Annotated in this window: 21 protein-coding genes; 11 read left to right on the top strand and 10 right to left on the bottom strand. The window is 46.9% G+C overall.

Features of this window, described 5'->3' with window-relative positions; all coding sequences use genetic code 11:
- The first annotated feature begins 76 nt into the window (after positions 1–76).
- The 4 genes from AC9UEY_RS01135 to AC9UEY_RS01120 all read left to right on the top strand — a co-directional run bounded on the left by AC9UEY_RS01135 (position 77) and on the right by AC9UEY_RS01120 (position 5,588).
- Positions 77–1,567, top strand: a complete 1,491-nt coding sequence (locus AC9UEY_RS01135) for a leucyl aminopeptidase (RefSeq protein WP_509536568.1) — start codon at positions 77–79, stop codon at positions 1,565–1,567.
- An 86-nt stretch (positions 1,568–1,653) separates the two neighbouring features.
- Complete coding sequence (gene lpdA, locus AC9UEY_RS01130; protein WP_509536565.1) at positions 1,654–3,021, top strand: dihydrolipoyl dehydrogenase; 1,368 nt, start codon at positions 1,654–1,656, stop codon at positions 3,019–3,021.
- Positions 3,022–3,037: 16 nt separating this feature from the next.
- On the top strand, positions 3,038–4,690 hold the full coding sequence (gene sucB / locus AC9UEY_RS01125; protein WP_509536563.1) for a 2-oxoglutarate dehydrogenase, E2 component, dihydrolipoamide succinyltransferase: 1,653 nt from the start codon (positions 3,038–3,040) through the stop codon (positions 4,688–4,690).
- 7 nt (positions 4,691–4,697) lie between these two features.
- Entirely contained in the window at positions 4,698–5,588 is an 891-nt protein-coding gene (locus AC9UEY_RS01120) for a TIGR01777 family oxidoreductase (RefSeq protein WP_509536561.1), read from the top strand.
- On the opposite strand, the gene AC9UEY_RS01115 is transcribed toward AC9UEY_RS01120, so the two are convergent.
- From AC9UEY_RS01115 to AC9UEY_RS01105, 3 genes are read right to left on the bottom strand one after another with little or no spacing between them, the layout of a single operon-like run.
- A complete protein-coding gene (locus AC9UEY_RS01115) occupies positions 5,574–6,731 on the bottom strand; it encodes a protoporphyrinogen/coproporphyrinogen oxidase (protein WP_509536558.1) in 1,158 nt (385 codons plus the stop codon). The two genes, AC9UEY_RS01120 and AC9UEY_RS01115, sit on opposite strands and share 15 nt — an antisense overlap.
- Positions 6,721–7,740 (bottom strand): Gfo/Idh/MocA family protein, encoded by a 1,020-nt coding sequence (locus AC9UEY_RS01110; RefSeq protein ID WP_509536556.1) that lies wholly within the window; start codon positions 7,738–7,740, stop codon positions 6,721–6,723. Before AC9UEY_RS01110 ends, AC9UEY_RS01115 begins: the two co-directional genes overlap by 11 nt.
- A gap of 1 nt (position 7,741) precedes the next feature.
- Positions 7,742–9,895 carry an MMPL family transporter gene (locus tag AC9UEY_RS01105; protein WP_509536554.1) on the bottom strand — a complete coding sequence of 718 codons (2,154 nt, stop codon included), beginning with the start codon at positions 9,893–9,895 and terminating at the stop codon, positions 7,742–7,744.
- A gap of 54 nt (positions 9,896–9,949) precedes the next feature.
- Between AC9UEY_RS01105 and lipB the strand changes: the two genes are divergently transcribed.
- Genes lipB through AC9UEY_RS01085 form a run of 4 tightly spaced genes read left to right on the top strand, consistent with a single transcriptional unit; the run spans position 9,950 to position 12,911 of the window.
- On the top strand, positions 9,950–10,612 hold the full coding sequence (gene lipB, locus AC9UEY_RS01100; protein WP_509536551.1) for a lipoyl(octanoyl) transferase LipB: 663 nt from the start codon (positions 9,950–9,952) through the stop codon (positions 10,610–10,612).
- Entirely contained in the window at positions 10,609–11,541 is a 933-nt protein-coding gene (gene lipA / locus AC9UEY_RS01095; RefSeq protein ID WP_509536549.1) for a lipoyl synthase, read from the top strand. Before lipB ends, lipA begins: the two co-directional genes overlap by 4 nt.
- Positions 11,534–12,232 carry a lysophospholipid acyltransferase family protein gene (locus tag AC9UEY_RS01090; protein WP_509536547.1) on the top strand — a complete coding sequence of 233 codons (699 nt, stop codon included), beginning with the start codon at positions 11,534–11,536 and terminating at the stop codon, positions 12,230–12,232. The genes lipA and AC9UEY_RS01090 overlap by 8 nt, the downstream gene beginning before the upstream one ends.
- Positions 12,233–12,236: 4 nt before the next feature.
- The gene (locus AC9UEY_RS01085) at positions 12,237–12,911 is read left to right on the top strand and encodes a DUF4191 domain-containing protein (protein WP_509536545.1); all 675 of its coding nucleotides are present in this window, start codon (positions 12,237–12,239) and stop codon (positions 12,909–12,911) included.
- Here the strand turns inward: AC9UEY_RS01085 and AC9UEY_RS01080 are convergent.
- Positions 12,908–13,279 carry an RDD family protein gene (locus AC9UEY_RS01080; RefSeq protein WP_509536543.1) on the bottom strand — a complete coding sequence of 124 codons (372 nt, stop codon included), beginning with the start codon at positions 13,277–13,279 and terminating at the stop codon, positions 12,908–12,910. The two genes, AC9UEY_RS01085 and AC9UEY_RS01080, sit on opposite strands and share 4 nt — an antisense overlap.
- Positions 13,280–13,434: 155 nt before the next feature.
- On the opposite strand from AC9UEY_RS01080, the gene glnA reads away from it, so the two are divergent.
- Entirely contained in the window at positions 13,435–14,868 is a 1,434-nt protein-coding gene (glnA, locus tag AC9UEY_RS01075) for a type I glutamate--ammonia ligase (protein ID WP_509536541.1), read from the top strand.
- Positions 14,869–14,955: 87 nt separating this feature from the next.
- Positions 14,956–15,753: a Na+/H+ antiporter NhaA gene (locus AC9UEY_RS01070; protein WP_509536539.1), complete on the top strand. Its 798-nt coding sequence runs from the start codon at positions 14,956–14,958 to the stop codon at positions 15,751–15,753.
- Here AC9UEY_RS01070 and AC9UEY_RS01065 read toward each other — a convergent pair.
- Genes AC9UEY_RS01065 through AC9UEY_RS01050 form a run of 4 tightly spaced genes read right to left on the bottom strand, consistent with a single transcriptional unit; the run spans position 15,728 to position 19,245 of the window.
- Complete coding sequence (locus AC9UEY_RS01065) at positions 15,728–17,149, bottom strand: purine-cytosine permease family protein (RefSeq protein ID WP_509536537.1); 1,422 nt, start codon at positions 17,147–17,149, stop codon at positions 15,728–15,730. The genes AC9UEY_RS01070 and AC9UEY_RS01065 overlap by 26 nt on opposite strands.
- Complete coding sequence (locus AC9UEY_RS01060) at positions 17,149–17,661, bottom strand: copper resistance CopC family protein (RefSeq protein ID WP_509536535.1); 513 nt, start codon at positions 17,659–17,661, stop codon at positions 17,149–17,151. The genes AC9UEY_RS01065 and AC9UEY_RS01060 overlap by 1 nt, the downstream gene beginning before the upstream one ends.
- A 9-nt stretch (positions 17,662–17,670) precedes the next feature.
- Positions 17,671–18,501, bottom strand: a complete 831-nt coding sequence (locus tag AC9UEY_RS01055) for an SDR family oxidoreductase (RefSeq protein WP_509536533.1) — start codon at positions 18,499–18,501, stop codon at positions 17,671–17,673.
- Positions 18,502–19,245 carry an enoyl-CoA hydratase-related protein gene (locus AC9UEY_RS01050; protein ID WP_509536531.1) on the bottom strand — a complete coding sequence of 248 codons (744 nt, stop codon included), beginning with the start codon at positions 19,243–19,245 and terminating at the stop codon, positions 18,502–18,504. It abuts the gene before it with no gap.
- 72 nt (positions 19,246–19,317) lie between these two features.
- Here AC9UEY_RS01050 and AC9UEY_RS01045 point away from each other — a divergent pair, with 72 nt between their 5' ends.
- Positions 19,318–19,638 carry a LuxR C-terminal-related transcriptional regulator gene (locus AC9UEY_RS01045; RefSeq protein WP_509536529.1) on the top strand — a complete coding sequence of 107 codons (321 nt, stop codon included), beginning with the start codon at positions 19,318–19,320 and terminating at the stop codon, positions 19,636–19,638.
- A gap of 84 nt (positions 19,639–19,722) precedes the next feature.
- Here the strand turns inward: AC9UEY_RS01045 and AC9UEY_RS01040 are convergent, their stop codons facing one another.
- Both AC9UEY_RS01040 and AC9UEY_RS01035 read right to left on the bottom strand, forming a co-directional pair.
- A complete protein-coding gene (locus tag AC9UEY_RS01040) occupies positions 19,723–20,820 on the bottom strand; it encodes an inositol-3-phosphate synthase (RefSeq protein ID WP_509536527.1) in 1,098 nt (365 codons plus the stop codon).
- 1 nt (position 20,821) lies between these two features.
- Positions 20,822–21,352 carry a PadR family transcriptional regulator gene (locus AC9UEY_RS01035; protein ID WP_509536525.1) on the bottom strand — a complete coding sequence of 177 codons (531 nt, stop codon included), beginning with the start codon at positions 21,350–21,352 and terminating at the stop codon, positions 20,822–20,824.
- Between the last annotated feature and the right edge of the window lie 62 nt (positions 21,353–21,414).

Genomic DNA, 21,414 nt, shown 5'->3' with positions numbered 1-21,414 from the left:
AGGTCTAGATGCTTTTGATTGAGGGGCGAAGTCTTCATTGCGCAAACCTACCAATACATCTAATACGCTTCACCTTATGAGCACATTAAAGATTTCCGATGGCGTCGTAAAAGATGAGGTTTTGGTTTTAGGACTTACCTCGACAAATTCAAAGGGCGGTATCGCTATCGAAGCCGGAGATATGGCTATCGATACCAAGACGATTCTTTCGCATTTGGTCGATATGGGAGCCACTGGAAAAGCTGATGAAGTCATAAAACTTCCTGGCTCTCATGTGCGCCTTCTAGTTTTTACAGGTCTCGGAAAGAAATCGGCAACCTACACGCATGAAACTTTACGCAGAGCAGCAGGTAGTGCATCCCGTGCCTTAGCCGGAAACTCTGCTGCGACATTTTCATTGCCTGCAAAGAGTTTGGCCGAGGTTGCCGCCGTTGCAGAAGGCGCTGCCCTTGGTGCCTATTCGTTTACAGAATTTTACAGCTCGACCAAAGATGATCACAAAGCTCCTATAAAAACCATCACAGTTCATTCAAAGTTGGCATCTTCAGCCGAGGCAAAGGCATCGGTAGTTCGCGCAGCAATTATTGCTAAGTACACATACTTAGTGCGCGATCTAATCAACACTCCCCCAAGCCACTTAACTCCAGATTCATTTACAAAGAAGTTAGCTGCAGTCGTTAAGACAGCAGGTGGAACAAAATCTGGATTAAAGATTCAGATCTGGGATGAAAAGCAGCTAAAGGCTCAAGGCTTTGGCGGAATTATTGGTGTCGGTCAAGGATCTGCCAACCCACCACGTTTGCTCCATATTTCTTACACACCAAAAGGTAAGGCTGCAAAGCGTTATGCCTTCGTTGGCAAGGGTATTACCTTTGACACAGGTGGTTTGGCTCTAAAGCCTGCCGCAGGTATGGAAGCCATGAAATCTGACATGAGTGGTGCTGCCGCTGTCAGCGCTGCCGTTATAGCAATTGCAGAGCTAAAGTTAAATGTTGCAATCGAGTCTTGGGCACCACTTGCCGAAAACATGCCAAGTGACACAGCAACTCGCCCATCTGACATCATCACAATCTTTGGTGGCACAACAGTTGAGGTGCTCAATCCTGATGCTGAAGGGCGACTTGTCCTGGCTGATGGACTAATGAAGGCACAAAGTTCAAAGAATAAATTAGATGGAATTATTGATGTTGCCACATTGACCGGCGCACAGGTTGTGGCACTTGGAACTCGCACAAGTGCGGTCATGACAAACAACCAAGAGTTCAGCGATGAGTTCTTGGCAGTTGCAGGCCAATGTGGCGAGCAATTCTGGCCAATGCCATTGCCTGACGAACTACGTGCGTCATTGGATTCACCGGTGGCAGATCTTGCAAACATTGGAGATCGAATGGGTGGCATGTTGGTTGCTGGTCTATTCTTAAAAGACTTCGTAAATCCAGAGCTTCCATGGCTTCACCTTGATATTGCAGGACCTGCCTATAACGAGGCAAAGCCCCATGGCTACACCCCAGTTGGTGGAACCGGGATAGCCCTCCGATCACTTGTGACATTGGCCGAACAAGCCTAAATCTGCGCAAATGCATTGGGAGGTTTGACCCTCTTTGCGGCAAGATAGGAACCTAGCCCGCTTGGGCCTTTGAGAGGAGCTGTTCATTGTCTCAATTTGATCTTGTCATCCTTGGTGGTGGCAGCGGGGGTTATGCCGCAGCACTACGCGGCTCGCAATTGGGTCTTTCAGTAGCCCTGATCGAAGCAGACAAAGTCGGCGGCACATGTTTGCACCGTGGGTGCATCCCAACCAAGGCCCTTCTTCACTCAGCTGAAATTGCAGATAGCGCACGCGATGGCGCGCACTTTGGAGTTAAGTCCACTTTCGATGGCATCGACATGGCCGGTGTTAATTCATACAAGGATGGCGTTATCAATAAGTTGTACAAAGGTTTGTCAGGTCTAGTTAAGTCCCGTGGAGTTACCTTTATTGAAGGTCACGGAAAATTAGTGGCAAAAGATACTGTTGAAGTAAACGGAACCCAATACACCGGTAAGAATGTAATTCTTGCGACTGGATCATATGCAAAGACTTTGCCTGGACTTGAAATTGATGGCGAAAAGATTATTACTTCAGATCATGGAACGAAGTTAAACTATGTTCCAAAGAGCGTCATTGTTTTAGGTGGCGGAGTTATCGGCTGTGAATTTGCCTCAGTATGGAAGTCATTTGGTTCTGAAGTAACAATCATCGAAGGTTTGCCACACTTGATCGCACTTGAAGATGAATCATCAAGTAAGCAACTAGAGCGTGCATTTCGAAAGCGTGGAATTAACTTTGAATTAGGTGTCAGATTCCAGTCTGCTGTTAAAACAGCAGATGGCGTCACGGTCACATTAGAAGATGGCAAAACATTTAGCGCCGAAATTTTGCTGGTCGCTGTCGGTCGCGGACCCGTTTCTTCTAATATCGGTTATGAGGAACAAGGCGTTGCGATGGATCGCGGATATGTCTTAGTTGATGATAAGTGCCGCACCAATGTTCCAGGAATCTGGGCTGTTGGCGACTTAATCCCAACACCGCAGCTTGCACACGTTGGCTTTGCAGAGGGCATTTTAGTTGCAGAAGAGATTTCAGGATTAAATCCTCGCGCAATTAATTACGATGGCATTCCACGCGTTACATACTCAGATCCCGAGGTTGCATCAGTTGGTCTAACAACTGCTGAGGCAAAAAAGCGCGGACATGATGTTGTTGAGCTTTTATATGATTTAGCCGGTAACGGTAAGGCACAGATTCTTAACACCGCGGGATCTATCAAGCTCATCGCTCAAAAAGATGGACCAATTCTAGGAATCCATATGGTTGGTGCACGAGTTGGCGAATTGTTAGCTGAAGCAGAATTAATTTATAACTGGGAGGCACGTGCAAGTGATGTGGCTCCTTTGATCCATGCACACCCAACACTGTCAGAGGCAATGGGCGAAGCTCATATGGCTCTTGCAGGTAAACCGCTTCACGCACACGGATAACCAAGGAGAAACGACAATGACATTTTCAGTAACGATGCCAGCACTTGGCGAAAGTGTTAGCGAAGGCACAGTCACTCGTTGGTTAAAAGCCGAAGGTGATCATGTAAACGTCGATGAACCGCTCCTAGAAGTTTCAACTGACAAAGTTGATACAGAGATCCCTTCACCTGTTGCTGGAACGCTACAAAAGATTGTTGTTCAAGTTGATCAAACTGTTCCTGTAGGAGCAGAGCTAGCAATCATCGCTGATGGTGCTGCAGCACCTGCACCTGTCGCAGCGGCTCCAGTGGCTGCGCCAGTTGTTCAAACTCCAGCACCAGCTGCTGCACCAGTTGCAGCAGCTGCACTAACTGGTGCCGGCACTGTTATCACCATGCCTGCCCTCGGTGAAAGCGTTTCTGAAGGAACAGTTACTCGTTGGTTAAAAAACATTGGTGACTCAGTTGCAGTTGATGAAGCGCTCCTAGAAGTTTCGACTGACAAGGTTGATACAGAAATTCCTTCACCCGTTGCAGGAACTCTTCTTGCTATTGATGTTGCAGTTGATACAACTGTTCCAGTTGGCGCGCGTCTTGGCTTAATTGGTGCTACTAACGGCGCCGTGGCTGCTCCTGCACCAGTTGTTGCAGCACCAGTTGTTGCAGCACCTGTTACCCCACCACCTGCACCAGTTGTTGCAGCACCTGTTCTTGCAGCACCGACACCAGTTCCATCTGCTGCAGTGTCACAACCAGCAGATGCATATGTCACTCCCCTAGTTCGCAAACTAGCAACAGAACTCGGCGTCAATCTTGCACAAGTTACTGGCACAGGCATTGGCGGCAGAATTCGTCGTGAAGATGTTGAAGCTTTAGCTCGTCCTGCCACACCTACTGCATCTGCACCTGCCGTATCTGCACCTGCCGCATCTGCGACAACCACAGCGAAGGCACCATCAGTTTCTGTGTCACCACTTCGTGGAACTAAAGTGAAGATGTCTCGTCTTCGCAAAGTAATCGCGGTGAGAATGGTTGAATCACTGCAGGTCAGTGCGCAATTAACAACAGTTATTGAGGTAGATGTTACAAAGATCGCACGTCTTCGTGATCGCTCTAAGGCAAGCTTTGAAGAACGCGAAGGTGTGAAGCTTTCATTCCTTCCATTCTTTGCTGTTGCAGTGTGTGAAGCACTCAAGCAACATCCAGTACTTAACTCTTCCGTTGAAGGTGACGAGATCACTTATCACGGCGCAGAACATCTAGCTGTTGCCGTTGATACTGAGCGAGGATTGCTTGTTCCGGTGATCGCAAATGCTGGTGATCTAAACATCGGTGGTATCGCGCGAAAGATTGCAGACCTTGCAGCACGTACGCGCGATAACAAGGTAACTCCCAATGAATTAGGTGGCGGAACATTTACCCTTACAAACACAGGAAGCCGCGGCGCTTTATTTGATACTCCAATTATTAATCAACCACAGGTTGCAATCCTTGGGTTAGGTGCAGTTGTTAAGCGTCCGATGGTTGTTCGCGGAGAAGATGGCGGAGAATCAATTGCCATCCGTTCAATGGTGTATCTAGGACTCTCCTATGACCACCGCGTCGTAGATGGCGCAGATGCCGCACGCTTCCTTGTCACTCTTAAAGAACGCCTCGAAGGTGGCGCTTTCGAGTCAGATCTAGGACTGTAGGTCGGCTATGCCAGTTCCGCAACGCATCGCAATAACGGGTGCCTCAGGACTAATCGGTACCGCACTTGTTGGCCATTTAAAGAGCGAGGGTCATACTGTTCAACGTCTAGTGCGTCGAGCACCAGTTGCATCAGATGAAGTGCAATGGGATCCACACACTGGTTTGGTAAACCTTGAACCACTTCGCGGCGTAGATGCAATCATTCACTTAGCTGGCGTTGGTGTTGGCGACAGGCGATGGAACAAAAAGTACAAGAGTGAAATTCTAAACTCAAGATTGCTCGGTACAACTGCGATCGCAAACGCTGTTGCAGAGCTGAAGCCCCAGGTGTTTATTTCGGCCTCTGCTATTGGTTGGTATGGCGAAAGTGGAAACCGCGCAGTTGTTGAAACTGATCGTGCTGGAGATGACTTCTTGGCAGCGGTATGTCGCGAATGGGAAGGTGCAGCAGATCTTGCCGGTGATGTTCGCACAGTAAAAATTCGCACAGGTTTGGTCTTAGACCCAACGGGCGGTGCACTTGGAAAGATGCTTCCACTATTTCGCTTAGGTTTGGGCGGCAAGATGGGCAATGGCAAGCAATGGTGGTCATGGATCACTTTGCACGATCAAATCAGAGCAATTGTTTTTGCATTAGAAAATCCAATTTCAGGCCCAGTGAATTTAACCGCTCCAAATCCTGTTACAAATCAAGAGTTCACATCAGCACTTGCTCGCGCCATGCATCGTCCTGCACTCTTTCCAGCACCAGCTATGGCGCTCAAGATTGCTTTAGGTGGTTTTTCATCTGAGATTCTTGGATCTAAGCGCGTTATGCCACACGTTCTACAAGAAGCAGGCTTTACTTGGGATTACCCACACATCTCTGAAGCACTCGCACAACTAGTCGAGGATTAATTGAGCCGCAAGGCGTCCAGAAAATAATGCTCCCTGCTGTGATGGAACAGTGCGGTGATCACCAGCAACATAGTGATGATCGCTAATTTTTATACTTTGTGACAACGCTCGACCCACATTGTGAATTGGCAATGCAGCAGGTATTTCATACTTAGCAACAAACTGCCAAGCATAGGTATCTACTCCCCACAGGATCGCTAAATGGCGTCGCACATCGGATTCGGTGACATTTAAATCTGTTGTCGTAGAAATTAAGTGTTGACCGTGAGGTGCGTAATTTGATGAAACATCTGACATAACAACTGAATTAATGATCGGTCCCCGTCTTTGGCCATCTACAACCAACCGTCCATTACCTGATGGATTTTCGGAAACGGCGTGATACCAAGTGATGCAGCCGGCCATGCGAGGCACCTCTGTTAAGCCCAGTAACTGTGTGGCAGTTGTCGCATCTGTTGCAATGAGAATCTTGTTGGCCGTATAAGTGCCATTGTTGGTATGCACAGATGTTTTATCGATTCCATCCACCCGAGTGTTATAGACAATATTGCTAATACGGTATGCCAGTGCCTTAGAAAGTTCGCCAACTCCCTTGCGCGGAACACCGGGCCTTCCATTCACAAAACTTTTGATAATCGAATGTCCGTACATAGCATCAACGTTGTCTGGGTCTGTTAAGAAAACACCTTGTAAGAATGGACGCAGCACTCTTTCATAACATGTTCCGGTACTGCGCAGGGCTTGTCCGATCGACTCACCTGGTTTTGCCCGACCCGCAATGAATCTCAATAATGCAATCTTTTCTGGGATCGTGCCAGTTGCTCTATTTAATGCAGTCCAAGGCACCTGGCGAGGATCACCAATCACATGGCGCCGATCCCCCAGGCACACTTCGATCACTCGTGGAGCTTCTATGAAGTCCAAGTCATCAAGTACGTTGAGCTCTTGCAGCGCTGGATACCGCGCATTTATTAACTGAAACCCTCGGTCGCAAATGAATCCATCAATAACATCACTTGCCACTCGACCACCCGCGCGATCAGATGACTCAATGACTCTTACATCAACCCCGGCAGCTTCCAGATGAATTGCTGCATTTAACCCCGCCAAACCTGCACCAACAATGAGAACTTCAGTGTGCACGTGTACCAATTTCACGGGCTTGATCAATTAATGCCGCAACTAACAGTGCATCTGAATTAGGGATCGGCCATGGTGCACCTGTCGTGATCGCTAATTCAACTGCCTTATAGAAGTGTCCGTAATTGCCTGGAACAGAATCAACCTCCTCAACAACATCGCCGCGATGTAGAAAGGCGCGTGAAGTGGTCGGATAGGTCCAGGTTCCATTTTCTGGAAACTTACCGGCGCGCAAAAGAGCTTCCTGCGGATCTAAATCGTTTATAACTAGCGCTCCCTTTGTGCCCAGGATGCGAATTCGAGGACCCGGCGCACCAACGACAACGCTCGCCGAAAGGTATGACATCACTCCGCTCTCGTGCTCTAAAACCAAGAGGCAATCATCATCTGCTCCCCCGCGCAATGATCGAACGCTGGCGGTGACAAGTTCTGCCGAGCCAAACCAATCGATAGCAGTTGAGATCAAATGTGGCTGCAAATCTAAAAGTTGCCCGCCACCATCGGCGGCGGACATATTCTCTCGCCATGACGTTGCGTTAAGTTCTGGTCTAAATCTTTCAAACCGCGAATCAATTCTATGAACTTCACCCAATACCCCACTTGCTAATACCTTTTTAATCGTGAGTGCATCACTATCCCAGCGGCGATTAAAGAAAGTTGAGACCGCAACTCCGGCCGACTCAGCCGCATCAACAATCTCTTTAGTTTCAGAAAGGGTGCGTCCCATTGGCTTATCAACGACAACTGGGATACCTGCCTTTATCGCGGCTAAGGCGTGCTGGGCATGAACTAAATTTGCTGATGCCACAACTACTAGATCAAGTTGTTGTGCAACCAACTCCTCGATACTTGCAACAACCGTGGTGTTGGCAAAATCTGAAAGTGCATGTGCTGACCGCTCTGGATTTCCAGTCTGGATAGCTACAACTTCAAAGCCACATCCCTTAAGCAATGGTGCATGAAAGTATCGCCCAGCTAATCCATAGCCAGCAATACCTACACGTAAACTCATGCTAACTATTCTGTAACTTTGAGGGCCACCAAACTTTTCCACCAATATCGTGGACGAGAGCCGGTACTAATATCGTGCGGACAATCAAAGTATCAAGTAGAACACCGAATGCGACTGCAAAACCGAGTTCAGCTAAGAACACCAGCGGTAGTACGCCTAACACTGCAAATGTTGCCGCTAGAACAATGCCTGCAGAAGTAATAACACCACCTGTAACAGTCAAGCCCTTGATTACACCTGCCCGTGTTCCGATCTTGGCACTTTCTTCTCGTACGCGAGTCATCAAGAAGATGTTGTAATCAATACCTAACGCCACCAAGAAAATAAAGGCGAAAAGTGGGAACGATGTGTCAGCTCCCTTGAATCCAAAGATATTCTCAAAGACGAGTTGACATGCTCCAAGTGTTGCAAAGAATGACAAGACTACAGTTCCCAAAAGTAGTGCCGCCGATAAAATACTGCGTAGAAGCAGCCCGAGAATAATGGTAATAAGTACTAGAACAATTGGGATAATTGTGCGGTTGTCACGATTTGCCGAAACATCTGTGTCAAATGCAACGGCAGTGCTTCCACCCACAAGAATTTTCGGATCGATTGAATGAACCGCTTCACGAATGACAGGGATAATTTCACGCGCTTCTACTGAGTCCGGATTTAGAGCCAGGGTTGCGTTTAAAACAACTAATCCGTGAATTACCTTCACTTCAGAAAGTGGTTGGCCAGGGATCACAGGGGTCATGCGCATTGGCTCAACTGATGAAACACCTTCAACGTTTTTAACTGCCGATGAAACGGAGTCAATAAGTGATACCGGAATTATCAACTCCGTTGGTTGCCCTGATCCTCCTGGGAAGTGCTCAGCTAATCGTTCAAGACCAACAACTGAATCGGGGCGCTGCGTGAATGCATCAGCTGTAGACAATCCCCTTGCATTCAGTGTGGTTGAGAAACCAGCCAAAATCGAAAGCACTATCGCTGTAAGAATCCATAGCTTGCGAGGACGCTTCTCAACTGCAGAACCAATCTTGGCCCACGTGCCGGTAAGTTGAGAATTAACATCATCATTTCTAGGAATGCGTGGCCAGAAAACCCAACGACCAAAGGCCACTAAAAGTGCAGGCAACAGCGTAAGGATTACAACCATCGCAGCTGCAATGCCAATTGCTCCTACGGGTCCTAGCCCTCTGTTTCCAGAAAGATCACTCAGCAACAACACAAGTAAGGCAGAGATCACTGTGGCACCAGATGCCACGATTGGTTCAAAGACGCCTTTCAAGGCAGCCTTCATCGCCTGCGCGGGATGATCGTGGTGATGTAACTCTTCTCGGTAACGAGAAATCAAGAGAAGTGCGTAATCTGTGGCTGCGCCAAGTACTAATACAGAAAGAATTCCTTGAGACTGTCCGTTGAGATCAATAATGTTGTTTTTCGTCAGAAGATAAACAAGTCCACCAGCGGTCGATAGTGCGATAACGGCAGAAAATAATGGCAAAATCCAAAGGAATGGGGATCGGTATACAACAATCAAGATAAGTCCAACTACACCTAATGTTGTTAGAAGTAATGAGGAGTCAATTCCCTCAAAGGCACCAAAGAGATCGCCCAGGAGTGCGCCAATTCCAGTCACATTAGATGTAAGCCCCACACTCTTTGCAAATTCTGCTGAATCTTCCCGAAGCGTCTCTATGACTCCCGGCAACGCAGGTTTGTTATTGGGCAATAAGTCTGTTGCGATTTCAGATTTAAATGGCAGATTTACTAGAAGTGCTTTGCCATCTTGTGAAGGAAAAGCAAAAATCTGTTCACCTTCTGTTAGGTACTTAGAAATCGGCACATCTGTGCCAATGATTTTTTCAGAACCAAGTTGTGAAAGGTGGGCGTTCAAAGCCACGATTTTTGTTTGATCTACTTCTCCAACATAGAGAACCAAGGTCGGAAGGTTCTGATTTTGATCTTGATTAAACTTTTCAATTATTTTTGCAGCCTGAGTCGATTCAGCGCTATCTGGCAAGAATGCCGAGTTGTCATTTTCTTGAACCGTCGAGAGCTTGCCAAAAAGGGGACCAAAAACACCGCTTGCGCCAAACCACAAGAAAATAATCAGTAATGCATAGGCAAGTGGGCGGCGGCTCTTCTGAATGGATGTGAAGGACACTTAATGGGACCTTTCGACCTTGAATTGGTAAGAAACCAAGCCTACCTTTAGGCTATGCACGTGCCAGTTCTTGAAACTCAATCCACAGCGACTATCGCGCTTTTGCGCCAGGGATTAGTGGATTATCAAAAGGCTTGGGATCTACAACGAGAAATTCACACAGATGTTGCCTCTGGTTCACGCGCTAATACATTGCTTTTGTTGGAACACCCCTCCGTGTATACCGCGGGCCGCCGAACCGACGATGCTGAACGTCCTACCGATGGCACTCCTGTAATCGATGTCGACCGCGGAGGCCGAATCACATGGCATGGTCCAGGCCAACTCGTGGGATATCCAATTGTGAAACTATTGAAACCAACTGAACTTGTGGGCTTTGTCCGCGAGATTGAAGCCGCACTCATTCTGGTGTGCGCAGATCTAGGTATCACCGCGATTCGGATTGAGGGACGCTCTGGAGTGTGGATTCAAGATGCTCGAGGTGACAGAAAAATTGCAGCAATCGGAATTCGCGTAGCAAAAGGCACGACCATGCATGGTTTTGCACTCAATGTGAATCCGAATCTTGCAGCGTTTGGACAGATTGTGCCATGTGGAATTGCTGATGCCGATGTAACATCACTGGAAATGGAACTTGGCCGAACAATTACTATTGATGAAGTGGCACAACTAGTCGAAAGACATGTATCTGAATCATTGAAAAAGGTGAGCGTATGACAATGGCACCTGAAGGTCGCAAACTTCTTCGCATTGAAGCTCGTAATGCGGAAACACCCATTGAGCGAAAGCCAGAGTGGATTAAGACTCGAGCAAATATGGGTCCTGAATACACGCGACTACACAGTCTGGTTAAGTCCGAGGGTCTACACACCGTTTGCCAAGAAGCAGCTTGCCCTAACATCTTTGAATGCTGGGAAGATAAGGAAGCAACTTTCCTAATCGGCGGAGATCGCTGTACTCGTCGTTGCGATTTTTGCAACATTGATACAGGAAAGCCACTAGCAATTGATCGTGCTGAACCATTTAAAGTTGCGATGTCTGTTAAAACTATGGGGTTGCGTTATGCGACCATAACCGGTGTTACACGCGATGATCTTGAAGATGAGGGATCATGGCTGTATGCAGAGACAATTCGTAAAGTCCACGAGCTAAATCCTGGAACTGGTGTTGAGATGTTGGCTCCAGATTTCAACGCAAATCCGGATTTACTGAACCCGATCTTTGAAACTAGGCCTGAAGTTTTTGCCCATAATCTTGAGACCGTTCCACGTATTTTCAAGCAAATTCGCCCCGCCTTTACATATGAAAAGTCTTTACGAGTATTGAGAATGTCTCAGGATTTTGGTTTGATTACAAAATCTAACTTGATCCTTGGACTTGGCGAAACACGAGAAGAAGTATCACAAGCACTCGTTGATCTGCACAGTGCAGGCTGTGACCTGATCACAATTACACAATATTTACGTCCTACAAATAAGCACCACCCAGTGGAGCGTTGGGTTAAGCCACAGGAATTCGTTGAACTCGCTCAAGAAGCAGAAGAGATTGGGTTCTTGGGGGTAATGAGTGGACCACTTGTTCGCTCTTCTTACCGTGCTGGGCGTCTGTATAAGCAAGCCATGGAAAAGAAGGCGGCTCGTGGCTGATCTGGTCTATCCCCCAGTCATTGTTCTTGTTAAAACCTTTTGGAAATACCTTGGATTTAATTTTGATTTTCAAGGTCAAGACAACGTTCCTCGTAAAGGTGGCGCCATACTTGCCATCAATCACACCAGCTATTTAGATTTCGCTTTGGCTGGCACTGCAGCATTACCCGCGAATCGCTACGTGCGCTTCATGGCTAAGAAAGAACTTTTTGATAACAAGGTAGCTGGACCATTGCTGCGCGGAATGCACCACATCAATGTTGACCGCAGTAATGGTTCTGCATCCTTTGTCGCCGCATTACGCGCCCTTAAGTCTGGTGAAATTATTGGTATCTTTCCCGAAGGAACAATTTCAACTAGCTTTGAAATCAAGGGGTTGAAGTCTGGAGCGGTTCGTTTAGCGATAGGTGCTGGGGTACCCGTGATACCAACAATTGTGTGGGGTGGTCAGCGCGTCTATACAAAGGGTGTTAAGCCAAGTTTTAAGCGAGGCAAAATTCCTGTCACAGTTTCTTTCGGTGAGCCAATTGCCTATTCTCGCGATACTGATGTTGAGGTCGCAGAGGCGCATCTGCGCGAAGTAATGATCCAATTGCTGCGTGATGTTCAAGAAAAATACCCTGATAGCCACGTGGGCCAGCGCTGGGCACCTGTGCGTCTTGGTGGAACTGCCCCTGCCCCACTAAACTAAGAATATGTTTAAGAGAAAAGCTAAAGAAAAGAAGATCAAGGTTCCTCGCTTTCAAACCATTCGTGATGCTTATAAGGTCACCAAGCAGGTTAAGCCTTGGATCCCAGTAGCACTAGCCGGCATTTTTCTTTCCTCATGGGCAATTGGAATCGGTGTTGGCGCAGCACTTGATCATCCTTTCTACTTCGCATTTATCTCCTTCCCTCTTGCCGCATTACTTACTCTTTTGTTTTTCACTCGCCAAGCAGGAACAGCCGCTTACGCTGCAATTGATGGGCAAATCGGTGCAGGTGCAAGTGTTTTGATGGCTATCCGCAAAGGCTGGACAACAACTCCGGCGGTAGCTGTGGCTCGTAATCAAGACATGGTGCATCGCAGTGTTGGACGCGCCGGAATTGTTTTGACAGGTGAGGGTTCACAATCTGTTCGACAGATGATGGCTGATGAAAAGAAAAAGGCTGAACGTTTTGCACCAGGAGTTCCTGTTATTGAGATTCTTGTTGGAAAAGAAGATGGCCGAATCCCAATTCAGAAGCTGCAACGTCATATGCGTCGTCTTCCAAAGAAGTTATCTGCTCATCAAATGCGCGAAGTGCGTGCGCGCTTAAAGGCTGTTGGCGGAATGTCTATGCCAATTCCAAAGGGACCGATGCCAACTCGAGCACCTAAGGGTCGCTAACCTCTCGTTAAAACAGAGCCGCTCAATCGCTCGTGCATTCCTCTACCATTTTCATCAAAGGTGATCGCAAAAATTACTGTTACTAGCAACGCTGAACGAATCAGAGCTTGAACCGGAGAAATCGCTCCCCCATCGGCAAAACGAACAATGCGAATTCCAAAGATTCGGTGTCCCAGGGTTGCCCCTTGAAGCGCCGAGAGGATTGATATCTCGGCAAAGAAGAGAGCTAGAACGGCCAGTGAGCGATTGGGGGCCATCCCACCCATGCCTCCAGCAGAGGCCGCCACGATGAAATAACAGGCTAGCCAGTCCACCATTAAGGCGGCAAAGCGGCGGCGCAGGCTTACACGCTTAAATTGAAAACTCATGTGGCAAGGGTAACTGGCAATCGGCCCAGACGTAACATGGATTTAACAAGCGGGTTATGCCATTTTCACTCTATGGACCTAGGGTTCAACTACTCAAAGCGCGCAGGGCTCAATGACGAGAGATTTAGCGCATCACATGTGAAATTGGGAGAAGCATGTTTAAGAACGCAGCAGAAATCTTTGCATACATTAAGAAAGAGGATGTCAAACTAGTTGATGTTCGCTTTACGGATCTACCTGGTATCCAGCATCACTTCAACGTTCCTATTGAATCATTTGATGAAGCGGTATTTACAGATGGCCTGATGTTTGATGGTTCATCTATTCGTGGGTTCCAAACAATCAATGAATCAGATATGAAGCTGCTACCAGTTCCAGGATCTGCATTCATCGATCCATACCGTAAAGAGAAAACACTTGTGATCATTTTCTCTGTTCACAACCCAGTTGATGACAGCCCTTACAGTCGTGATCCTCGTGGAGTTGTTGCAAAGGCTGTTGACTATATGCGCTCACTTGGTTTCGCAGATACAGCATTCTTTGCACCAGAAGCAGAATTTTATGTTTTCGATAGCGTTCGCTTCAAGACCGATATCAACTCTGCAGTGCACGAGATTCAGTCGTACGAAGGCGCGTGGAACACAGGCGTTGAATATGATGCCGATGGAACTCCTAACCGCGGATACCGCACTCGCGTAAAAGGTGGATATTTCCCAGTTTCTCCAACAGATCAATTCGCAGATCTTCGCGATGAAATGGTTATGCAACTTGGCAAGGTTGGACTTCTTGTTGAGCGCTCACACCATGAAGTTGGTACTGCCGGTCAAATGGAAATCAACTATCGCTTCACAGACATTCTCAGTGCGGGCGATGATGTAATGAAGTTCAAGTACGTTATTCGCAACACTGCATGGCAAGGTGGAAAGACAGCAACGTTTATGCCAAAGCCACTCTTCGGAGATAACGGTTCAGGTATGCACGTTCACCAATCACTATGGAAAGATGGAAAGCCACTGTTCTTCGAAGCAGGCACATACGGCGATCTTTCAGACATGGCACGTTGGTATATCGGTGGTCTGTTAAAGCACGCACCATCACTTCTAGCATTTACTAACCCAACCGTTAACTCATATCGTCGCTTAGTCCCAGGCTATGAAGCACCTGTAAACCTTGTGTACTCAGCGCGTAATCGCTCAGCTTGTATCCGTATCCCAATTACAGGATCCAATCCAAAGGCTAAGCGCATTGAGTTCCGTTGCCCAGATCCATCATCAAACCCATACCTAGCCTTTGCAGCAATGCTGATGGCTGGTCTTGATGGGATCGTGAACAAGATCGAACCACCTGCTCCAGTTGATAAGGATCTATACGAACTATCAGGTGAAGAGGCTGCATCAATTCCTCAGGTTCCTGGTTCACTGGACGCAGTTCTCAACACTCTAGAAAAGGATCATGAATTCCTAACTAAGGGTGGCGTGTTCACCAAGGATCTCATCGAGACTTGGATTGAATGGAAGCGTAAGAACGAAGTTGACTACGTTCGCTTGCGTCCACACCCAGCAGAGTTTGAGCTCTACTACGACATCTAAGACTTCTACAATGAAATAAATCCGTTAACACAAAGCCCGCCCATTAATAGGCGGGCTTTGTTGTTTCCTAACCTGTAGATTGAGTCCATGTTCATTGATGTGCTGATCGCAATCTTTTTCTTTCTGGTCGGCCTAGAAATCAAGCATGGGTTGAAAGATTTTAAGTCTGCGATAGTTCCAATCGTCGCCGCTCTTGGTGGAATGATCTTTCCTGCACTTATTTTTCTTGCAATAAATCCTGGATCACATGTGTGGGCAACGGCAATGCCAACTGATATCGCATTGGCTATAGGTGTTTTGGCATTACTTGGAAAGCGAGTTCAACCACAGGTGCGCATTTTCTTGCTCACTTTAGCCATTGCTGATGATCTATTCTCACTCATTGTTCTTGCTATCTTTTATGGAGATGACTTACATCCAGAAAAAGCACTTGCCACATTAGGAGCTGCCGCTCTAGGAGCACTTCTTCCACTTACACAATCGCAATTGACTCAGGCGATTAAAGTTCTCACTCCCATTTCAACCTACTTCATCGTTCCTGTGATCATTGCCGTCAATATTCCCTTGAATATTGATCTAGTGAGCTTTACCTCTCAGACGACGATTGCATTAGTACTTGCTCGCGGAATCGGAAAGATTCTTGGTATCGCACTCTTTGCGTGGATTGCTATCAAGCTCGGAGCCAAGGCTCATCTACATATCAAGGAAATCGCAGGAGTCGGTGCGTTAGCAGGAATGGGTATGACAGTTTCCCTAGTAATCGCTGAAATCGCTGCTAAGAGCGAGGCAGAACTCAATGAAGTTCGCCTTGGATTATTTATCTCAGCAATCCTTTCGGGATTGGTTGGATATATTTGGCTTAGAAGGACTCCTGCTTCGCAATAGTTTTTCTGGCCAGGATGATGTGCCCTACAAATCCAATAATCAGCGCAAAAATCACGCCTACGTTGGCATAAGCCCATGGACCTTCTTTGCCACCAATAACTCCCAAGAAATATCCCTGCCACGATAACCATGAAGCAAAGGTATTTGTTACAAATCCCCAGCCAACTATTGTTCCAACAATCATCAGTGCGATAGATCCCGTATTGATTGATCCATACATTCCTTGCTCGTCATACAAGTCTTTTTCAATGTATGCCTTTTTGCGCATAATGACATCTGCGACAAAGATCGCAGACCACACCGCAACAGGAACACCCAGCGTGATCAAGAAGCCCTGGAAAGGATAAAAGAAGTTATCTGCAATCCATACGATGTAGATACATCCTGCAAGCATGATAAATGCATCAATAATTGCCGCTTGATGTCTTTTGATTGGCACGCCAATTGAAACAAGGGCTAATCCTGAAGAGTAAAGATCAAGAATTGCTCCACCCACTAATCCCAATATCGCAATGAGTGCAAATGGGATAAGAAACCAGGTTGGTAGCAGTGATGTCAGAGCACCAATGGGATCCATCGCAATAGCACCGCTCAAATCTTTACTACTAGCTGACAATGCAGCTCCATAGATAACTAAAGCAATTGGAACGACTGAAGCGCCGAACACAGTCCATCCGACCACAGCCTTGCTTGAAACAGTTCTTGGTAAATATCGTGAGTAATCTGCTGCACAATTCACCCATCCAAGACCTATGCCTGTTACGCCAAATATGAGCGCTCCGATGAAACCTTGAGTAGAACCATCCTTGATTGCAGTAACCGCACTCCAATCAACTGTGTCGATGGTGAGTGCAATATAAACAACGGTCATTGCCACGGTCACTACAGTGAGCAACTTCTGTAGCTTCATAATCACACTAAATCCAAGAACGCCACCAAAAACAGTCAGTGATACCGCTATTACGAAACCAATGATCAAAGCCAGATTTTGGTCTACTCCCCCAATTCGTGAGAAAACCGTTCCTGTTGCCAACGTTGCAAGAGAAACTAAAACTGTTTCCCATCCCACAAAAATGAAGTATGAAAGCACGCCTGGAACGATGCTGCCTTTAACGCCAAAGGATGCGCGTGCAAGAACCATGGTCGGTGCATTTGAGCGCTTACCTGCAAGTGAACTAATACCCACAAGAAGAAATGATGCAATTGTTCCAATGATCGCTGCAAAGGTTGCTTGTCTAAATGAAATTCCGAACCCTAGGAAGAAGGAGCCATATGACAGGGCTAGGAGTGAGACATTTGCCCCAGCCCACGGCCAGAATAGAGATCTCGCATTTCCTTTGCGTTCTGACTCTTGAATTGTATTTGGGCCATTTATTTCAAGATCAAAAGTTGGCATTACTTCTTCTTATCATTTCTCTCTTTGATGATGTATCCAACTACAAAAACTATAAGGAAAAAAACCAGGACTATTCCTCCAACATTTAATGACGCTTTTTTTTCAGTTGCTGATGTAGTTGTTGCTTGTGCTTCGGCATAGTCAGGTGAGGCATTAAAGGTGTAATCGCCTTCAATTACGTGTCCATCATCGCCAACCACCCGATACTTTACCGAAAAGGATCCTGGTGCACTTTGTCCCGAAATCTTTGCCATTATCTTTGCGCCTTCAATAACCGGATCACCAAAGTTAACTGCAATGCCGGTTGAATCAATCACTTCGAGGAAGTTAACTGCTTCGCCTTCAAGAGTCTGCAAATTGCCGCTGAACTGGATCCACACTTGCGTAGGGATCGGATTTACATTGGCAAACTGCTCAGGAAATGTGGAAACTATTTCGACATGGGCTGAAGAGCTAGGCATCGATAACAGCGTGATGAATCCAATGACAAACGAGACAATTATTTTGCGCATGAAGTTAGTTTAGTCTAGAAAGAAATCAAGAAGGAAATCCTTGGTATCAGGAGTCACTGAGTACTTCTCTAGGTCTGTGATTCCTTCACTTGCTAGCAATAGATCATCGACAAAGAAATTGCCTGTGCACTCCTTGGCATCGCGGTTAAAGATGATGTATGCCGCATCTGCCAAGATCTCGGGTGTGCGACCTGCGGCAGCATCAATTCCAGGAATCATTTGAAGGGCAGCTGTATCAATTACTGTGCGCGGCCATAATGCGTTTACGCCAATACCATCACGCTTGAACTCTTCAGCCATGCCAAGAACACACATACTCATTCCGTACTTGGCCATTGTGTAAGCGACGTGATTTTTAAACCACACAGGCTTCATGGAAAGCGGTGGAGATAAGTTCAAAATGTGAGGGTTTCTTCCCTCTTGAGCTGACTTGCGCAGATGAGGCAATGCAGCCTGTGAGGTCAGAAATGTGCCACGAACATTGACATCAAACATCAAATCAAAGCGCTTGGCTGGTGTTTGATCAGTACGGGTCAAGTTAATTGCACTTGCATTATTGATAAGGATGTCGATGCCACCAAATGCTTCAGCGGCTTGATTGACGGCGGATTCGATCTGCAATTCATCGCGTAAATCGCATTGAATAGCAAGAGCCTCTCCGCCAGCTGCTTCGATCTCTGCCGCTGCTGTGTGAATTGTGCCCGGCAACTTTGGATTGGGCTCAGATGTCTTTGCAGCGATCGCAATTGACGCACCATCTCGTGCAGCACGCAATGCGATTGCAAGTCCGATTCCACGAGATCCGCCTGTTATGAAAATACGCTTTTCTGCTAATGACATTTACTTACCCTTCTTGGACATGAACTTCATGAATGCTTCCATAGCTTCATCTGATTGCAACGCCAGAGCAAAAATCTCAAACTCAGCCTTCATGATCGCAGCAATTGCGTCATGATTTTTGGCCTTCAAAAGAGCCTTCGTGTTGATGATCGCTTGAGGTGGTTGCTCTGCAATGTGTTGGGCAATCTTCATTACATGTGCCAGTGGGTCTGAATCCTTGGCTGCTACTAATCCCATCTCAATAGCTGCATCTGCGTCAAAGTTTTCACCTGTCATAAAGATTCGTGCTGCTCTTTGATATCCAACTAACTGTGGGAATAAGAAACTAGATCCTGCTTCAGGTACCAATCCTAACGATGCAAAGGGCATTGAAAAATTGGCGGTCGGCCCGGCAATGACAACATCGCAGTGAAGCAACATTGTGGTACCAACACCAACAGCGTTGCCCTTCACCGCAGCAAGCAACGGCTTAGGAAAGTTAAGAATGGCTGCAAGAAACTTTGCAACCTCTGAATCATCTGAGGTTGGCGGATTATCCATAAAGTCAGCAATATCGTTGCCAGCGGTGAAGTGATCGCCTTCCGCTGTGATGACAACTGCTCGGATTCCAAAATCCCCCACGGCATCATTGAGACTCTTAGACAGATCTGAATACATCGAGCGTGTTAGGGCATTCATCTTCGCAGGACGATTAAAACTGAGGGCTAGCACTAATCCCTCTTGTGTGGCCAAGATTTCGCTCATCCGCGCATCCTATGGGGTGACCCGCGCAATTAAAAAGAGCACAATAAAGACACGCGGAGAGGGTCCAGTCACATGGCTAGAGACATAACGATTTCAACAAGAGAGTTAACTCCATTTGAACAATTGGTTCTGGAAATGGTCTGTGAAGGAAAATCAAACGGTGCCATCGCTCTTCAGACATCACATAGTGAAAAAGTAGTAGAGAACACGGTCAGTCGCAGTGCTCAAGTTTTTGGAATCAAATCAGATAGTGAAACAAATCTACGGGTACTACTAGCACTGGCATATCGCGCCCATTACGGGGACAAAGCTTTTGATAATTTGGATACACCCTGCTTTCATCTAGATCTTGGCCCAGATGGAAAAGCACTGTGTAACCGTCACAACGATTAGCCGTGCCAACGACTTTCGCTACGGAGTTAAAAAAGCGCCCCTGGGATTATCCCGGGGGCGCTTTCATTTGCAATCTATGTCCTACTAGCGATCTGACTTTCCTGAAATGAAGTCTTCAGTCTTTTGATGCGCTGCCTCATCTGTGTACTGAGTTGGTGGTGTCTTCATGAAGTAGCTAGATGGTGAAAGCAATGCTCCACCAATCTTGCGATCAAGACCGATCTTTGCGCAACGTAGCGCATCGATGATGACGCCAGCTGAGTTTGGTGAATCCCATACTTCCAACTTGTACTCAAGACTCAGAGGAACATCGCCAAATGCACGGCCTTCGAGGCGAACGTAGGCCCACTTGCGATCATCTAGCCATGGAATGTAGTCAGAAGGTCCGATGTGAACATTCTTTGCACCAAGATCATGGTTGAGCTGTGAGGTTACAGAATTTGTCTTAGAGATTTTCTTTGATTCAAGACGATCACGCTCGAGCATGTTCTTGAAGTCCATGTTTCCACCAACGTTGAGCTGGTAGGTACGGTCTAGGTGAACGCCACGATCCTGGAACAACTTAGCCATGATGCGGTGAGTGATGGTCGCACCAACTTGGCTTTTAATGTCATCTCCAACGATTGGAAGTCCAGCATCTGCAAACTTCTTTTCCCATACTGGGTCTGATGCGATGAAGACTGGAAGTGCGTTTACGAAAGCACATCCTGCATCGATTGCGCACTGTGCGTAGTACTTAGCAGCTGTTTCAGAACCTACAGGTAGGTAGCAGATCAATACATCGATCGCTTCATCCCTAAGAACCTTCACTACATCTACAGCAGGTGCATCTGACTCTGTGATAGTTTCCTTGTAGTACTTACCAAGACCATCATTTGTAACACCGCGAAGAACTGGAACACCAGTCTTTGCAACATCACTAAATTTAATTGTGTTGTTCTCACTTGCCCAAATTGCATCAGCAAGATCTAGCCCAACCTTCTTTGCATCAACATCAAAGGCTGCAACAAACTTGATGCTAGAGATGTGGTATCCCCCAACAACAGCGTGCATAAGACCTGGGATCTCTTGATCTAGGGCAGCATCTTTGTAGTATTCAACGCCCTGGACTAATGAGTTAGCGCAGTTTCCAACGCCAACAATTGCAACACGGATGTCGCCTTTACCGGTTGTGATATTCACTCTATTTCCTCTCGGTTTTGATCATGTCTTCCAGCCAAGCAATCTCTCGATCAGCTGTCTCCAGTGAGTGACGTCGCCACTCCTCCAGATATTTGTCGATACCAACAGGTGACTTCTCAAGTTCACCACGAAGGATTTCGGCTTTCTCCTTGAGGCGACGATGGCGTCCCTCAAGAATTCTTACTCTGTTATTTGCTGAGGTTGGGCTAAAGAATGCGAAACGAATTTCGAAACCTTCATCCTCCCAAGTTTCAGGTGTTACGGATTCGGTCAATGATTCAAATCTGCGAGCGCCTTTGTCGGTGATGGCATAGACAATGCGAGATCGACGAGAGATCGCTTCAACAACAGTTTCTTCGATCATGCCCGCTTCCATCATTCGTCGAAGCTGCGGATAGAGAACTGAAAATGACAGTGCGCGAAATGGACCGAAGATGGTGCCGATGCGCTTTCGAAGTTCGTAGCCATGCAATGGGGCTTGTGAGAGCAGGCCTAGGAGGGCAAATTCGAGCGACTCTGACCGTGAGCGCATCTGATGCCTCCTTTCCAAGTACTCCGTGGAATGTATCCATTCGATATATCGAGCCGTAATCT

The organism is Candidatus Planktophila sp. (assembly GCF_040402275.1).
Lineage (GTDB): Bacteria > Actinomycetota > Actinomycetes > Nanopelagicales > Nanopelagicaceae > Planktophila.
This window is presented reverse-complemented; position numbering and strand designations above follow the sequence as displayed.

Bases quoted from the DNA above. Each gene is read 5' to 3' on its own strand.
- AC9UEY_RS01070 (WP_509536539.1), top strand. From the start codon at position 14,956: ATGTTCATTGATGTGCTGATCGCAATCTTTTTCTTTCTGGTCGGCCTA.
- AC9UEY_RS01065 (WP_509536537.1), bottom strand. From the start codon at position 17,149: ATGCCAACTTTTGATCTTGAAATAAATGGCCCAAATACAATTCAAGAG.
- AC9UEY_RS01045 (WP_509536529.1), top strand. From the start codon at position 19,318: ATGGCTAGAGACATAACGATTTCAACAAGAGAGTTAACTCCATTTGAA.
- lipA (WP_509536549.1), top strand. From the start codon at position 10,609: ATGACAATGGCACCTGAAGGTCGCAAACTTCTTCGCATTGAAGCTCGT.
- glnA (WP_509536541.1), top strand. From the start codon at position 13,435: ATGTTTAAGAACGCAGCAGAAATCTTTGCATACATTAAGAAAGAGGAT.
- lipB (WP_509536551.1), top strand. From the start codon at position 9,950: ATGCACGTGCCAGTTCTTGAAACTCAATCCACAGCGACTATCGCGCTT.
- AC9UEY_RS01135 (WP_509536568.1), top strand. From the start codon at position 77: ATGAGCACATTAAAGATTTCCGATGGCGTCGTAAAAGATGAGGTTTTG.
- sucB (WP_509536563.1), top strand. From the start codon at position 3,038: ATGACATTTTCAGTAACGATGCCAGCACTTGGCGAAAGTGTTAGCGAA.
- AC9UEY_RS01055 (WP_509536533.1), bottom strand. From the start codon at position 18,501: ATGTCATTAGCAGAAAAGCGTATTTTCATAACAGGCGGATCTCGTGGA.
- AC9UEY_RS01120 (WP_509536561.1), top strand. From the start codon at position 4,698: ATGCCAGTTCCGCAACGCATCGCAATAACGGGTGCCTCAGGACTAATC.
- AC9UEY_RS01085 (WP_509536545.1), top strand. From the start codon at position 12,237: ATGTTTAAGAGAAAAGCTAAAGAAAAGAAGATCAAGGTTCCTCGCTTT.
- AC9UEY_RS01035 (WP_509536525.1), bottom strand. From the start codon at position 21,352: ATGCGCTCACGGTCAGAGTCGCTCGAATTTGCCCTCCTAGGCCTGCTC.
- AC9UEY_RS01080 (WP_509536543.1), bottom strand. From the start codon at position 13,279: ATGAGTTTTCAATTTAAGCGTGTAAGCCTGCGCCGCCGCTTTGCCGCC.
- AC9UEY_RS01110 (WP_509536556.1), bottom strand. From the start codon at position 7,740: ATGAGTTTACGTGTAGGTATTGCTGGCTATGGATTAGCTGGGCGATAC.
- AC9UEY_RS01060 (WP_509536535.1), bottom strand. From the start codon at position 17,661: ATGCGCAAAATAATTGTCTCGTTTGTCATTGGATTCATCACGCTGTTA.
- AC9UEY_RS01050 (WP_509536531.1), bottom strand. From the start codon at position 19,245: ATGAGCGAAATCTTGGCCACACAAGAGGGATTAGTGCTAGCCCTCAGT.